The sequence below is a fragment of the Stenotrophomonas africana genome (assembly GCF_013004645.1).
Taxonomy (GTDB): domain Bacteria; phylum Pseudomonadota; class Gammaproteobacteria; order Xanthomonadales; family Xanthomonadaceae; genus Stenotrophomonas; species Stenotrophomonas africana.
Window position 1 is genome coordinate 41,474 of the sequence record NZ_JABEME010000005.1, and the last position, 13,925, is coordinate 55,398.

Genomic DNA, 13,925 nt, shown 5'->3' on the forward strand with positions numbered 1-13,925 from the left:
GCAGATACAAAAAGACAATCAGGAGATTGCATGCGTCAGGCGCAGGAACGGGAATTCCACAGCTTCGACCAGGTGCCGCTGTTCTACCGGTACTGGGCGGGCACCACCGTAACCCCGGCCACCAAGGCCATCGTGCTGCTGCACCGCGGCCATGAACATTCCGGCCGGGTCACCCACCTGGTTGACGAGCTGGACCTGCCCGACACTGCCTTCTTCGCCTGGGACGCGCGCGGGAATGGCCGTTCGCCGGGCGCACGTGGCGATGCACCGGGCTTCCCGGCGCTGGTGCGCGACCTCGATAGCTTCATTGCCCACATCGGCGCCGGACACGGTATCGCGGTGGAAGACATCGTGGTGATCGCGCAGAGCGTGGGCGCGGTGGTCGCTGCTACGTGGGTGCACGATTACGCGCCGCGCCTGCGCGCGCTGGTGATGGCTTCGCCGGCGTTCAAGGTGAAGCTCTATGTACCGTTCGCACGCCCGGGCCTGGCATTGATGCAGAAGCTGCGCGGCAACTTCTTCGTCAACAGTTACGTCAAGCCGCAGTGGCTGACCCACGATCCGGCACGGGTGGAAAGCTACCGCACCGATCCGCTGATCACCCGGCCGATCTCGGTGCGCGTGCTGCTGGGCCTGTACGACGCCGCCGACCGCATCGTCGCCGATGCGCAGGCGATCAGCGTGCCGGTGCAGCTGCTTGTGTCCGGCTCGGACTTCGTCGTGCACCGTGGCCCGCAGGACCGCTTCTACGAGCGCCTGTCCAGCCCGATCAAGGAGCGCGTGCACCTGCCGGGCTTCTTCCACGACACATTGGGCGAGCGCGATCGGGCGCCGGCGCTGGCGCGCATCCGCAGTTTCATCCAGGCACGTTTCGCCGAGCCGCTGCGTGAGCTGTCACGGCGCGATGCGCACCGCCATGGGCCGACCTTCGAGGAATCGGAGATCCTGGCCTGGCCACCGGAACGCAACAGCCTGGCCGACCTGCGCTGGCGCGTGGTGCGTGGCGGCCTGCGCTTCGGCGGCACGCTGTCCGAAGGCATCGCGCTGGGCCTGCAGACCGGTTTCGATTCCGGCAGCACGCTCGACTACATCTATCGCGACGAAGCACGTGGCAAGGGCCCGCTGGGCCGCATGGTCGACCGCAACTATCTCGATGCGATCGGTTGGCGTGGCATCCGCATCCGTGGCCAGCACCTGCAGGAACTGCTGCGCGACGCCGCCCAGCGCCTGCGCGGGCAGGGCACGCCGGTGCGCGTGCTGGACGTGGCGGCCGGCCATGGCCGCTATGTGCTGGAAGCGCTGGGCCAGGGCGAACAGCGTGCCGAGCGCATCGTCCTCCGTGATTTCAGCGATCTGAACGTGACCCAGGGGCAGGCCTTGATCGAGCGCCTGGGCGCGGCCGACATCGCCCGCTTCGAGCAGGGCGATGCGTTCGACCCGGTGCAGCTGGCGCAGGTCGACCCGGCGCCGACGCTGGCGGTGGTTTCGGGCCTGTACGAACTGTTCCCCGACAACGATGCGGTGCTGCGTTCGCTGCAGGGCATCGCCGCGACCGTGCCGGTGGGCGGCTACCTGGCCTATACCGGCCAGCCCTGGCACCCGCAGCTGGAATTCATCGCGCGGGCCTTGACCAGCCACCGTGGCGGCGCGGCGTGGGTGATGCGTCGCCGTACCCAGCAGGAGATGGATGAGCTGGTACGCCTGGCCGGGTTCGAGAAGGTGGCGCAGCGTATCGACGACTTCGGCATCTTCACCGTGTCGCTGGCACGCCGGACCGCGTGATGGCGACACTCGCTGCAACCCCGCTGGCCGTGGAGGGGCGCCCCTGGCGGCGCGCCCTGGTGTGGCTGGCCCTGCTGGGCCCGTTCTTCTTCGCCAGCTATGGCTTCGCCAACTGGATGGCCGGTCGCCACGCTGCGTTGCCGGTGATGGCGTTCGCGTGGGAGACACGCATCCCGTTCGTGCCGTGGACGATCGTGCCGTACTGGTCAATCGACCTGTTCTACGCGATATCGTTCTTCCTGTGCCGTCGGCGCCTCGAACTGGACCGGCACGCGCTGCGGCTGTTCAGTGCACAGCTGATCGCGGTGACCTGCTTCCTGCTGTGGCCGCTGCGCTTCAGCTTCGAGCGGCCAGAAATCGGCGGTGTGTTCGGCTGGCTGTTCGATGTGCTGCTGGGTTTCGACAAGCCGTTCAACCAGGCGCCGTCGCTGCACATCGTGCTGCTGATCGTGCTGTGGGTAAAGTTCGCGCAGTACCTGCACGGCGTGTGGCGCTGGGTGCTGCACGTGTGGGCGCTGCTGATCGGCGTCTCGGTGCTGACCACGTTCCAGCATCATTTCATCGATATACCGACTGGCCTGCTGGCCGGGTGGCTGTGCGTCTGGCTGTGGCCCGAGCAGGGCACGCCACCGTTGCATGCGTGGCGCACGACGCAGGATGCCAAGCGCTGGCGCCTGGCGGGGCTGTACCTGCTCGGGGCGGCGCTGCTGCTGGTGCCAGTGATCCTGCTGCGGGGTGTGGCGTTGTGGCTGCTGTGGCCGGTGGTATCGCTGCTGCTGGTGGCGCTGGCCTATGCCGGGCTGGGCACGGCGGTGTTCCAGAAGCGCGCCGACGGACGCCTGACCATGGCGTCACGTTGGCTGCTGGCGCCGTACCTGGGTGCAGCCTGGATCAATTCGCGGCTGTGGACGCGGCGTGCGCCGCAGCCGGTGCCGGTGATGGATGGCGTGTGGCTGGGGCGCATTCCCTCCGAGGCATTGGCGGCACCCCTGGTGGGGGTGGTCGATGCCTGCGCCGAGCTGTCCTGTCGCGCGCAGGGCGAAGCGTATGCCAGCGTGCCGATGCTGGACCTGGTGGTCCCTGCACCGGAACAGCTGCGCGCGGCGGCTGAGCGCATCGAGTGCCTGCGTGCGCGGGGGCCGTTGCTGGTGTGCTGTGCGCTGGGCTACTCGCGCAGTGCTGCCAGCGTGGCGACCTGGCTGCTGCGCAGTGGTCGCGCGGCTGATGCCGATTCGGCGGTGGCGATCGTGCGTGCTGCGCGACCTGGCATCGTGCTGGGCGCAGCGCATCTGCATGCCATCACTGCTGCGGCAGGAGCGCGCGCATGAGGACGGTTCCCGATCTGGCAACCATGCAGCTGCTGCTGCGGCAGGGGCGTTGGCCGGCGCTGCTGTCGCTGGGCCTGTTGCTGGTGGCGTTGCTTCTGCTCGGCATCGAGCCGGGGCTGGCGATGATCGCTGCCGGCCTGTTGCTGCTCAGTGTTGCCGCGGGCATCGCACAGGCCTATCACGCGTGGAGGGTGGCGCTGGACGCCAGCCTGCTGCAGCTGCTGCGCGATGAGGGCCTGGACGGCGATGCTGCCGCGCGCCGCACCGATCAGCTGCTGCAGGACAGTGGCCTGCGCCGCGCGTCGCCCGATGCGCAACTGCGGGGCTGGGACGCGCGCTGGGTCGGCATGCGCCGCCTGCTGCTGCGCCAGTACCTGCTGACCGCGGTGCAGTTCGCACTGCTGGTGCTGGCCGTGTTGTGGCCGCAGACGTGAACCGGAGGGATCGATGTTCGCCGAACTGATTGCCCGCGCCTGCAGTGGCGCGATCCATGTGGTGACCGGCGCCCGTGCGCTGTGGATCGGCTGTGCGCCGTCCAGCGAGCGACGCGTGTATTACGGCAACCACGCCAGCCATGGCGACTTCGTGCTGATCTGGTCGTCGATGCCGCCGGCACTGCGGCGGCAGGTGCGCCCGGTGGCCGCGGCCGAATACTGGCAGCGCGATGGCCTGCGCCGCTACCTGATCGATGCGGTGTTCAACGGTGTGCTGGTCGAGCGCGAGGCCGGGCATCGCCAGCAGGATCCGCTGCAGGTACTGCGCGATGCCGTGGATGAAGACTGCTCGCTGATCCTGTTTCCGGAAGGCACGCGCAATGTGGGCGATGAGCCGCTGCTGCCGTTCAAGAGCGGCATCTACCACCTGGCGCGGCAACGGCCGGAACTGGAGTTCGTGCCGGTGTGGATCGACAACCTGAAGCGGGTCATGCCCAAGGGCCGGTTCCTGCCGTTGCCCCTGCTGTGCACGGCCACCTTCGGCACGCCGTTGCGGCTGCAGGCCGACGAGGACAAGGCCGCGTTCCTGGCGCGCAGCCGGCAGGCGCTGCTGGACCTGGCGCCGAATGGAGGTCGTGCATGAGTTTCGTGTTGGATGTATCTGGCGATCTGGCAACGCAGAGCGTCGGCCAGCAGACCGGCCTGCTGTTCGCTGGCGTGGGTGCGGTGCTGGTGCTGGCGACACTGGTGGCTGAGACCCTGCGCTGGCGCCAGCGTGGGCGGCCCAGCGCGGTGATCGCCAACCTCGTCTCGCGCATCCGCGCGTGGTGGGTGATGGCGATCGTGGTTGGGCTGGCGCTGTTCTTCGGCCGTGCCGGGGTGATCGTGCTGTTCGCGATCATCTCGCTGTTCGCGCTGCGCGAGTTCATCACCCTGGCGCCGACCCGTTCAGGTGACTACTACGCGCTGCTGGCCGCGTTCTACATCGTGCTGCCTTGGCAGTACTACCTGGTGTGGATCGACTGGTACGGCATGTACACACTGCTGATTCCGGTCTATGCGTTTCTGTTCCTGCCGATCCTGTCGACCATCGGCGGCGACACTACGCACTACCTGGAGCGCACGGCGAAGGTGCAGTGGGGGTTGATGATCTGCGTGTTCTGCATTTCGCATGTACCGCTGCTGCTGAACCTGCACGTGCCGGGCCATGACCCGTCGCGCAACGTGTTGCTGTTCGCCTTCCTGGTGATCGTGGTGCAGTCCTCGGACGTGCTGCAGTACATCTGGGGCAAGCTGCTGGGCAAGCACCTGATCGCGCCGAAGCTGTCGCCGTCGAAAACGGTGGAGGGCTTCGTCGGCGGCGTGCTGAGTGCCAGCGCGCTGGGCGCGGCGCTGTGGTGGATCACCCCGTTCACGCCGCTGCAGGCGTTCGGCCTGTCGCTGCTGATCAATCTGATGGGGTTCTGGGGTGGCCTGGTGATGTCGGCGATCAAGCGCGATCGTGGCATCAAGGACTGGGGCCACATGATCGAGGGCCATGGCGGCATGCTCGACCGGCTGGATTCGGTGTGCTTCGCCGCGCCGGTGTTCTTCCACGTGGTGCGGTATTACTGGAAGGCGGGCGGGGGCGGTTGATTCTGCCGGGCTTTCATCCACGCATGGCGTGGTGACCCGCTTCTGTAGACTCGAGCCATGCTCGACTGCTTCTGCGCCAGGCAATCCGTAAACGACAGTCGAGCATGGCTCGACTCTACAAAGGCGGCATCGGCGCTCAGGCGCTGATGCCGTATTCCTTCAGCTTCTTGCGCAGGGTGGCGCGGTGGATGCCCAGCATCGCGGCGGCCCGGCTCTGGTTGCCTTCGCAGTGGTTGAGCACTTCCACGAACAACGGGATCTCCATCTCGCGCAGCACGATCTCGTAGACATCGTCCGCGTCGCAGCCATCGAGGTCACGCAGGTAACGGCGCACGGACTGGGCGACGTGTTCACGCAGCGGTGGCCGGGGAGCGCCACGACTGTTGTCAGGACGAGAAAGGACAGCGTTCAAGGGGGTTCCCGATTCGGTTGGCCCGTGCGCGCGAAGCGCGCGGCCGGACGAGGTGGTGGCGGTCAGTCTAGCGCGAGCGTGCCCGGCCTGCCATGACCGGGCGGCCACTTGCGATCAAAGGAAGTCGAAGGTGAATGCGACGGTGGACGCCGCAGGCTCCTGTACGCGGAAGGCGATGCGTGCGCTCTGGCCCGGTTCCAGCAGGGCCGCACCGGGGTTCTCGCCCAGGTACTGCGCAGGCGTGAACACGCTGCTGCCGATCACCCGGCCATCGGCATCGGACAGCGACAGGCGCAGGTCCGGCCATGCCTGTGCCCAGCGCGCGTCGTTGCGGATGCTGGCCTGTACCTGCAGCACGCCGGCCTGCCCGGGCAGTGGCCGGATCTCGCGACTGGTCATGGTGAAGGCGGTGGGTTCATGCCAGGCGGGCAGGCTGCAGCGCAGCACGCCACAGAGCGTGCCCAGCCATGCGCGGTTGCCGGCGTCGGCGGCCAGCCGCGCTCGGTCGGCAAGCACGCTCTGCAGTACCAGCAGCAGCGCCAGCGCGGCGACCAGCGCCCAGTGCCAGCGGGGCGTCGGCAGGGCGCGCGGGCGCACATTGCCGAGGAAACTGGGTGCATCGGCAGTAACCGTCGTTGCCGGGGGTACGACCCGCGCCGGTTCAAGGGCCGCGGTGTCATCAACGATGACCGTGTCATCGTCGCGTTGCATCTCCGCCGCCGGCGCAGGGGCCAGCTCGACGGGTGCGACCGGCACCTGCGTTGCAGGCCCAGCTTCGTCCTGCGTGCGCGTATCGGACGCAGGCGCGGCCTCACCTTCCGGCGTCGTGCGCAGGAAGGTCGCCAGGGGACGGCGCGGTGGGTTCGGCTCGGACATGCTCAGGGCGCGGGCTCGGATCCAGCGGTCATTCAACCACGATCAGGCGCGGCGTACGCCGGTGATGCGCATCCAGTCGCCATCCTGGGTGGCCTGCAGGTCGTCGAACCACGCGGCATAGCGCTGCAGCAGTTCGCCTTCCTGGCCATGCAGGATGCCGGACAGGGCGATGCGGCCGCCGGCGGCGACGCGCGCGGCCAGCAGTTCGGCCAATGCATCCAGCGCCGAAGCGAGAATGTTGGCGACCACGATCGGGTAGGTTGCCACCGGTTCGTCCTGCGGCAGGTACACGTGCATGCGCGCCTGTTCGCCGTTGCGCTCGGCATTGTCGGCGGTGGCGACCAGGGCCTGCGGATCGTTGTCCACGCCGATGGCTTCAGCGGCACCCAGCTTCAGTGCGGCCAGCGCGAGAATGCCCGAGCCGCACCCGAAGTCGAGCACCCGCTGGCCCTGCAGCAGGCCGTCCACGGCAAGCTGGTCCAGCCAGCGCAGGCACAGGGCCGTGGTCGGGTGGGTGCCCGAGCCGAAGGCCAGGCCCGGGTCCAGTCGCACCACGGCCGCATCGGCGGCTTGGGCGGCTTCCGGCAGTTCATGGTTCCACGGCACGATCCAGGTACGGCTGCCGAAATCCATCGGCTGGAACTGGTCCAGCCAGGCGCGTTCCCAGTCTTCGTCCTCGACGGCACGGAAGCTGCCACCACTCCAGTCCAGCTCCGGGTCGAACGATTCCAGCGCGGCCAGCAGCAGCAGGGCGTTGCTGTCGGCGGGGAACAGCGCGCTCAGCACCAGGGTGTCCCACAGCGGGGTCTCGCCCACGCCCGGCTCGAGGATGGCCTGTTCGTTGCTGGTATCGGCCTCGGCATCGAGCAGGGTGACGGCCAGTGCGCCGACGTCCTCCAGCGCGTTTTCATAGCGGGGCTGGGTGGCTTCGGTGCAACGCAGGGTCAGTTCCAGGAACGGCATGGCGGTGGGGGCAATCACGGGAAAGGGGGCCATGCTAGACCATCAGGGCGTCTCCGTATTGCCTGAGATGCTGCCCCTGGATGAACGGAGGTGGTTCAGACAGGCCTGTCGGGCCTTGCTAAACTTGGCGCCTTACTGTGTGCCGTGAACGATCACTGCCGCCAATGGCTTTTGCTCCGACCCTGAAAACCTGGTTGCTCGTGCTGCCGGCGGTGGCCGTGCTGGGCGTGGCCGGGTATCGGGCCAGCGGCCATGCCGGGTCGGCGCAGGCGACGGCGGACGAGCTGCCGGTGTCGTCGCTGGCAGCGGTGGATGCGGCGGTGCCGCTGCCGGTGATGCCGGAAGCGCTGGCGCGTCGCCTGGCGGCATTCGAGCGCGGCAATGCGCTGCCCTCGGGCCTGCCGCTGGATCTGCGCGCCGACATCGAGGATGCCACCGATCTCTACGCCTATGCGCAGCGCCTGCGCGTGCAGGCCGACGACGGCAATCACGAGGCGCGCTGGATGCTCAGCCGGGTTTACGACTACTGCGCTCAGTACGCCATCGACCCCGGCGGCTACCGTTTGGACAACAACGTGCTGGCCGGGTTGGGTCTGACCGCCGCACCGGCGATGGTGCAGGCGCGTGAGCGCGTGGCGCAGCGCTGCGGTGGCTTCGTGCCGGGCGACAAGCTGGGGTCCGCCCTGGTGCTGGCGGAGCGTCGCAAGGCGGCCGCGCAGGGCAACCTGGCAGCGGAAGCATCGCTGTTCGCCGAAGGCGAGCCATTGCAGGACAGCCCCGAGTATCGCCGTGACCTGGTCGAGCGGGTGCGCACCTCACGCGACCCGGAAGCGTTCATGGCGATCGCCCCGGGCATGGGCGTGCGTGCGGCAGGGGACCGCGCACTCAATGGCCTGGTGGCCGGCGAGCAGCTCAGTGAACTGGCATGGCGGCTTGCGGCCTGCGAACTCGGTCTACCGTGTGGGGCCGACAGTGTGCTGGTCAACAGTTTTTGTGCGAATGGAGGGATCTGTTCGCAGGATGGGACGCAGGATTTCCGGGATTTTGTGTATGACGCTGCGGTTTCGCGGCAAGGTGCGGGGAAAATGAAGCAGTGGATCAAGCGATTGGTTGGAAAGAGGGACGGGCAATGAATTACCGTCGATTCCTGCATGGGGCCAAGTTCTGGTTCTGGGTGGCGCTGTTCGTGGCTTACTCGGCCGGCGCGGTCGGGCTGTTGATGATCGACACGTACGAAGATCGTTACCGGCATCTATCGAAAGTGGAACTGACCACGGTGAAGACGCACGAAGACGTGCGCCGCGCGGGTGCCAGCCAGGTCGCCGCAGTCTATCGCGCGCAGAGTGGCATGCCGTTCGCCTCGTTGCCGGCCGGCAGCACCTTCCAGGTGGTGTGGCCCGACGGCTCGACGGAGACCATGGTGATCATCGACCCGAGCTCACCCAACGGTATCCGTCCGCTGGCGAACTCGCAGATTCCTGCGACGGCGGCCGACGCGCGCTGAACCTGCATGTGTAGAGCCGAGCCATGCTCGGCTGCTCTTACCGGCATGCCGAGCGTAGGCTCGGCTCTACAGAAGAGATACGGAAAAGGGCGGGGATTTCCCCGCCCTTTTCATGTCCAGCACCTGCCGCCGATCAGGTCAACGCGATCGGCTTGTTCTTGCGCTCGGCAAGACGCTTTTCCAGGTAGTGGATGTTCTGGCCACCGGCCTGGAAGCCCTTGTCGCGCATGATCCGCTGCTGCAGGGCGACATTGGTCTTGATGCCATCTACCACCATTTCGCTCAGCGCCACCTGCATGCGGGCAATGGCGGTTTCGCGGTCCGGGCCGTGCACGATCAGCTTGCCGATCATCGAGTCGTAGTTCGACGGCACGCGGTAGCCACTGTAGATGTGGGTATCCACGCGCACGCCGGGGCCGCCCGGCGGATGGAAGCCGGTGATGGTGCCCGGGCTCGGCACGAAGGTCTCGGCGTCTTCGGCGTTGATGCGGCACTCGATCGCATGACCGTTCAGCACTACGTCGCTCTGCTTGATCGACAGCTTCTGGCCAGCAGCGATCTTCAGCTGCTCGGCCACCAGGTCGATGCCGGTGACCATCTCGGTGACCGGATGCTCCACCTGGATGCGGGTGTTCATTTCGATGAAGTAGAACCGGCCGTCCTCGTAGAGGAACTCGAACGTGCCAGCGCCGCGATAGCCGATGCGGATGCAGGCTTCCACGCACACCTTGCCGATCTGCTCGCGCTGTTCGGCGGTGATGCCCGGTGCCGGCGCTTCTTCCACCACCTTCTGGTGGCGGCGCTGCATCGAGCAGTCGCGCTCACCCAGGTGGATGGCGTTGCCCTGGCCGTCGGCCAGCACCTGGATCTCCACGTGGCGCGGATTCTCCAGGAACTTCTCCATGTAGACCTCGCCATTGCCGAACGCGGCCTTGGCCTCGCTCTTGGTGGTTTCGATCGAGGTCTTCAGCGAGGCTTCGGCGTGCACCACGCGCATGCCACGGCCACCGCCGCCACCGGCTGCCTTGATGATGACCGGGTAGCCGATCTCACGGGCGATCTTGGTGTTGGCGACGATGTCCTCGCCCAGCGGGCCGCCCGAACCGGGCACGCACGGCACGCCGGCGGACTTCATCGCGCGGATGGCTTCGACCTTGTCGCCCATCATGCGGATGGTGTCGGCCTTGGGGCCGATGAAGATGAAGCCGGACTCTTCCACGCGCTCGGCGAAGTCGGCGTTCTCCGACAGGAAGCCGTAGCCCGGGTGGATCGCCTGGGCGTCGGTGACTTCGGCGGCGGCGATCAGTGCCGGGATGTTGAGGTAGCTCTGCGGCGACGGCGCCGGGCCGATGCAGACCGACTCGTCGGCCATGGCCACGTGCTTGAGGTTGCGATCGACCGTGGAGTGCACGGCCACCGTGCGGATGCCGAGGGTGTGGCACGCGCGCAGGATGCGCAGCGCGATCTCCCCTCGGTTGGCGATGACGACTTTGTCGAGCATGGCGTGCCCCTCAGCCGATCACGAACAGCGGCTGGTCGAATTCGACCGGCTGGCCGTTCTCGCCGAGGATGGCGACGATGGTGCCGGACGTGTCGGCTTCGATCGGGTTGAACATCTTCATCGCTTCGATGATGGCCAGGGTCTCGCCTTCCTTGACCTGCTGGCCAACGGTGACGAAGGCCGGCTTGTCCGGAGCGGCCGACGCATAGAAGGTGCCGACCATCGGCGAACGCAGCACGTGGCCTTCCGGCAGGGCCGGGCCCGGCTTGGCGGTGCCGCCGGTGGAGGCTTCGGTCGGCGACTGCATCGGCATCGCCTGTGCAGCCGGGGCGGCCGGCGGGGCGTACACCGGGGCCGGCATCGGTGCGGCGTAGCCGGCAACCGGGGCGCGCGACAGGCGCACCGACTCTTCGCCTTCCTTGATTTCGATTTCAGCCAGGTTCGACTCTTCCAGCAGGTCGATCAGCTTCTTGATTTTGCGGAGATCCATGGTGGCCTCTTTGCTCTTGATGTCAGTGTGGTGGGGAGCGCATCGCGCTCGGGTCAAAGCAGTTCGTAGAACTCGCGCAGCTGCCGTGTGCGGTCGCGCGTCTGGGTGATCAGGCATTGCATCTTCGCGGGGTTGCGCGAGGTGCCGTCTGCATTGAAGGCATACACCGCCTCGCAATCTGCATCGCGCAAGGTGATCCAGATGCGCTGGGCCTTCACCAGCTGCTGTTCGGCCACCGCGCAGCGGCTGCAGCTGCCATCGGTTGCCTGCGCCTTCAGTTCGCCACGCGCCTGCGCGTAGACGGCGTTCAATGCGCTGTCGGCATCATCCAGGCGATCGGAATCGCACATGTCGCGCTCGTAGCCGCCGCTTGCCTGTGCGCAGTCGATGCCCGCGGCCGCGCGCTCGGCAGCGACACTGGCGCCGCACAGACCGGCCCACGCCAGAACGCCGGCAATCACGCGCGGCAGCATCTTCACGCGCGGGCCGCCTGCACGCGCAGCAGCGCCGCGTCCATCGCGTAGCGGTAGCTGTCGGCGCCGAAGCCGCACACCACGCCCACGGCCTTGTCACTGAAGTAGCTGTGCTGGCGGAACGGCTCGCGGGTATGCGGGTTGGACAGGTGGATCTCGATGAACGGCACCGCCACCGCCGCCAGCGCATCGCGCAGGGCGACCGAGGTGTGGGTGAACGCGGCCGGGTTGATCAGGATGAAAGCGGTTCCGTCATTGCGCGCGACCTGCACGCGGTCCACCAGCACATGCTCGGCGTTGGACTGCAGGCTCTCCACGGCGTGCCCGGCGGCCGATGCCTGGGCGGCCAGGGCCTGGTCGATGTCGTCCAGCGTGGTGTGGCCGTAGACCTCCGGCTCGCGGGTGCCGAGCAGGTTGAGGTTGGGGCCGTGCAGGACCAGCAGCTTCGCCATGGGATCCGGAAGACGGGAAAGGGCGGCAGTCTGGCGGAACCGGCGGATGCTGTCCAGTTCGACGAAGTTTGCAGCGTTTCAATCGCGCGTTTGAAATCTGCCGGAGCGCTTGTGGCTGTACGGCGGGCGGTGGATCAAGGCGCGCTGAACGCCGTGCTGGCCGGGGATGCGTGCATGTAGGCCGACGATGGCGGCAGGCAGGGAGAAGGCGGATGCCGCCATGGGCCGTGATGCGGTGGATCCACGCCATGCGTGGATGTGGGAAGTTCGGTGTGCAGCAAGCTATTCCCCCATCGAGGGGCAGCCCAAAGTACGCGGCACGCCAGCCACCGCAATTGCCATACACCCGCTCAGGTCTCCAGTGGCACCGTCGGCACCACGTTCGGGAACACCTCCTCCAGTGGCTCCCGTTCCCCCGGCTTCGGTGCCGGCCAGTTGTAAGCGTTCACCGGCTGCGCGCGGTTCACCCATAAGGCGTAATACAGATGGTCGGCGCGGCCATCACCGGTATTGGGGTGGATCAGGATGGTCAGGCCCAGGCTGTTGAGTTGCAGCCAAGGTACCAGCACCGGCAGCAGGTCGTTGGTGAAGCCGAAATAGAACGACGGGGTGACGTGCGGGCCGCGTGGCTCCAGGTTCCAGTTGCCCAGTTCCACTGGGAAACGCTCGGCCGCCCAGCGCCGCAACAGGGCCGCCTTCTCGAAGCTGTCCTCGTCGAAGTAGATATGCGCGTGATAGCTCTTGATGTCGGTGTAGGCGCGTGGAGTCGCGGGCAGCGTGGCCTCGCCGGGGCGCACGCTGGCCGGGCGCGGGGTCGGTTCGCTGGCCGTGGCGTGGCCCCAGGGGCTGCTGCCCTCGGGCGCGGGCGGAACGATGGCGCGGAAGCCGGGCCGCCCAGGTTCGGTGGTGTTCGCCGCGCCGTTGCCGCGCGGGGCGGCGGTGGCGGTCGATGCACTGGCCAGGCCGCCAGCGGCCAGACCTGCCGAAGCGATCAGGCGGCGCCGTGCGGGCGAAAGCAGGTCGGCCCAGTGGGCGTCATCGTCGCCGGTGTCGGTGAGGGGCTGCGGGTCCGGGTGCATGAGGGGCTCCGTGGCGGCATCGTGTGGGCAGGCAAGCACGCTCGGGCAGGGCTGCCGGTGGCGTCCAATAAGCAGGGGGCATCACCTCATGCAGGGGCGCCTTCGTCGCCTTGAGTGCGACCGGACGGCGGGCTAGGGTGCAGGTCTGCCGCCCTGGAACCCGCCATGACCTCGCTCGATGCCGACACCCCGCGCAAGCGCGCGGCCTTCCGCCAGCTGCATGCGCAGGGTTGCTTCGTGTTGCCCAATCCGTGGGATGTGGGCAGTGCCCGCTACCTGCAGCGGCAGGGCTTCCAGGCCCTGGCCACGACCAGTGCCGGCTGTGCCTGGAGCGAAGGGCGGCCGGATGGCGCGGTTTCGTTGCCGGCCACGCTGGAGCATCTGCGCCTGATGGCGGCGGCGACCCCGTTACCGTTGAATGCCGACTTCGGTGATGGCTTCGGCGCTACGCCGCAGGCGGTGGAGGAGGCGGTGGCCGCGGCGCTCGACACGGGCATCGCGGCGTTGTCGATCGAGGACGCCAGCGGCGTGGCCGATGCACCGCTGAGACCCATCGACCAGGCGGTCGAGCGCCTGCGCGCTGCCCGTGCAGCCATCGATCGCGCGGGCGGCGACGTGCTGCTGGTCGGGCGTGCCGAGAACTTCTTCGTCGGCGTGCCGGATCTGCAGGACACCCTGCAGCGCCTGCGCGCCTATGCCGAGGCCGGTGCAGACGTGCTGTATGCACCGGGCATCACCACGCGCGAGCAGATCAGCGCGGTGGTTGCCGCCGCGGGGTCGAAGCCGGTGAACCTGCTGGTCGGTGGACCGACACCGCTGCGCCTGCAGGACATCGCCGCACTCGGCGTTCGCCGGGTCAGCCTGGGCGGCGCACTGGCCCGTGCCGCGTGGGGTGGGCTGATGCAGGCGACCCAGCCGATCATGCAGGACGGATGCTTCGATGGCCTGCAGCAGGCGGCCTCCGGGGCTGCCTTGAACGCGCTGTTCCGCTAGCTC

At 67.8% G+C, this 13,925-nt stretch carries 16 protein-coding genes; 8 read left to right on the forward strand and 8 right to left on the reverse strand.

All coding sequences use genetic code 11. From position 1 onward, the window contains the following. The first annotated feature begins 30 nt into the window (after positions 1–30). Genes HLA98_RS10550 through HLA98_RS10570 form a run of 5 tightly spaced genes read left to right on the forward strand, consistent with a single transcriptional unit; the run spans position 31 to position 5,179 of the window. A complete protein-coding gene (locus HLA98_RS10550) occupies positions 31–1,782 on the forward strand; it encodes a bifunctional alpha/beta hydrolase/class I SAM-dependent methyltransferase (protein ID WP_057500728.1) in 1,752 nt (583 codons plus the stop codon). Continuing rightward, positions 1,782–3,110 (forward strand): phosphatase PAP2/dual specificity phosphatase family protein, encoded by a 1,329-nt coding sequence (locus HLA98_RS10555; protein WP_057500729.1) that lies wholly within the window; start codon positions 1,782–1,784, stop codon positions 3,108–3,110. Before HLA98_RS10550 ends, HLA98_RS10555 begins: the two co-directional genes overlap by 1 nt. Then, positions 3,107–3,544, forward strand: coding sequence for a hypothetical protein (locus HLA98_RS10560; RefSeq protein WP_057500730.1), 438 nt, complete (start codon positions 3,107–3,109; stop codon positions 3,542–3,544). The genes HLA98_RS10555 and HLA98_RS10560 overlap by 4 nt, the downstream gene beginning before the upstream one ends. Before the next feature lie 13 nt (positions 3,545–3,557). After that, positions 3,558–4,187 (forward strand): lysophospholipid acyltransferase family protein, encoded by a 630-nt coding sequence (locus HLA98_RS10565; RefSeq protein ID WP_014038692.1) that lies wholly within the window; start codon positions 3,558–3,560, stop codon positions 4,185–4,187. Beyond that, entirely contained in the window at positions 4,184–5,179 is a 996-nt protein-coding gene (locus tag HLA98_RS10570) for a phosphatidate cytidylyltransferase (protein ID WP_049446723.1), read from the forward strand. The genes HLA98_RS10565 and HLA98_RS10570 overlap by 4 nt, the downstream gene beginning before the upstream one ends. 136 nt (positions 5,180–5,315) lie before the next feature. Here HLA98_RS10570 and fis read toward each other — a convergent pair whose 3' ends face one another. From fis to prmA, 3 genes are all read right to left on the reverse strand, one after another. Further along, a complete protein-coding gene (fis, locus tag HLA98_RS10575) occupies positions 5,316–5,591 on the reverse strand; it encodes a DNA-binding transcriptional regulator Fis (RefSeq protein ID WP_005419706.1) in 276 nt (91 codons plus the stop codon). Positions 5,592–5,705: 114 nt separating this feature from the next. After that, a complete protein-coding gene (locus HLA98_RS10580) occupies positions 5,706–6,467 on the reverse strand; it encodes a DUF3426 domain-containing protein (RefSeq protein WP_057500731.1) in 762 nt (253 codons plus the stop codon). Positions 6,468–6,509: 42 nt separating this feature from the next. Then, a complete protein-coding gene (gene prmA, locus HLA98_RS10585; RefSeq protein ID WP_049446720.1) occupies positions 6,510–7,430 on the reverse strand; it encodes a 50S ribosomal protein L11 methyltransferase in 921 nt (306 codons plus the stop codon). Between the two features lie 164 nt (positions 7,431–7,594). On the opposite strand from prmA, the gene HLA98_RS10590 reads away from it, so the two are divergent. Together HLA98_RS10590 and HLA98_RS10595 are read left to right on the forward strand one after the other, a co-directional pair. After that, on the forward strand, positions 7,595–8,563 hold the full coding sequence (locus tag HLA98_RS10590; RefSeq protein WP_049446718.1) for a hypothetical protein: 969 nt from the start codon (positions 7,595–7,597) through the stop codon (positions 8,561–8,563). Continuing rightward, entirely contained in the window at positions 8,560–8,934 is a 375-nt protein-coding gene (locus HLA98_RS10595) for a hypothetical protein (protein ID WP_049446717.1), read from the forward strand. Before HLA98_RS10590 ends, HLA98_RS10595 begins: the two co-directional genes overlap by 4 nt. Positions 8,935–9,067: 133 nt before the next feature. On the opposite strand, the gene accC is transcribed toward HLA98_RS10595, so the two are convergent. The 5 genes from accC to HLA98_RS10620 form a co-directional block, all read right to left on the reverse strand. Continuing rightward, the gene (accC, locus tag HLA98_RS10600) at positions 9,068–10,435 is read right to left on the reverse strand and encodes an acetyl-CoA carboxylase biotin carboxylase subunit (protein WP_049446715.1); all 1,368 of its coding nucleotides are present in this window, start codon (positions 10,433–10,435) and stop codon (positions 9,068–9,070) included. A 10-nt stretch (positions 10,436–10,445) separates the two neighbouring features. Beyond that, positions 10,446–10,925 (reverse strand): acetyl-CoA carboxylase biotin carboxyl carrier protein, encoded by a 480-nt coding sequence (gene accB, locus HLA98_RS10605; RefSeq protein ID WP_049446713.1) that lies wholly within the window; start codon positions 10,923–10,925, stop codon positions 10,446–10,448. Between the two features lie 53 nt (positions 10,926–10,978). Further along, positions 10,979–11,404 (reverse strand): lysozyme inhibitor LprI family protein, encoded by a 426-nt coding sequence (locus tag HLA98_RS10610; RefSeq protein ID WP_049446711.1) that lies wholly within the window; start codon positions 11,402–11,404, stop codon positions 10,979–10,981. Then, complete coding sequence (gene aroQ / locus HLA98_RS10615; protein WP_057500732.1) at positions 11,401–11,850, reverse strand: type II 3-dehydroquinate dehydratase; 450 nt, start codon at positions 11,848–11,850, stop codon at positions 11,401–11,403. Before aroQ ends, HLA98_RS10610 begins: the two co-directional genes overlap by 4 nt. A 350-nt stretch (positions 11,851–12,200) precedes the next feature. Further along, positions 12,201–12,929, reverse strand: a complete 729-nt coding sequence (locus tag HLA98_RS10620; RefSeq protein WP_057500733.1) for a DOPA 4,5-dioxygenase family protein — start codon at positions 12,927–12,929, stop codon at positions 12,201–12,203. Between the two features lie 165 nt (positions 12,930–13,094). On the opposite strand from HLA98_RS10620, the gene HLA98_RS10625 reads away from it, so the two are divergent. After that, positions 13,095–13,922, forward strand: a complete 828-nt coding sequence (locus HLA98_RS10625; RefSeq protein WP_057500734.1) for an isocitrate lyase/PEP mutase family protein — start codon at positions 13,095–13,097, stop codon at positions 13,920–13,922. Positions 13,923–13,925: the final 3 nt, after the last annotated feature.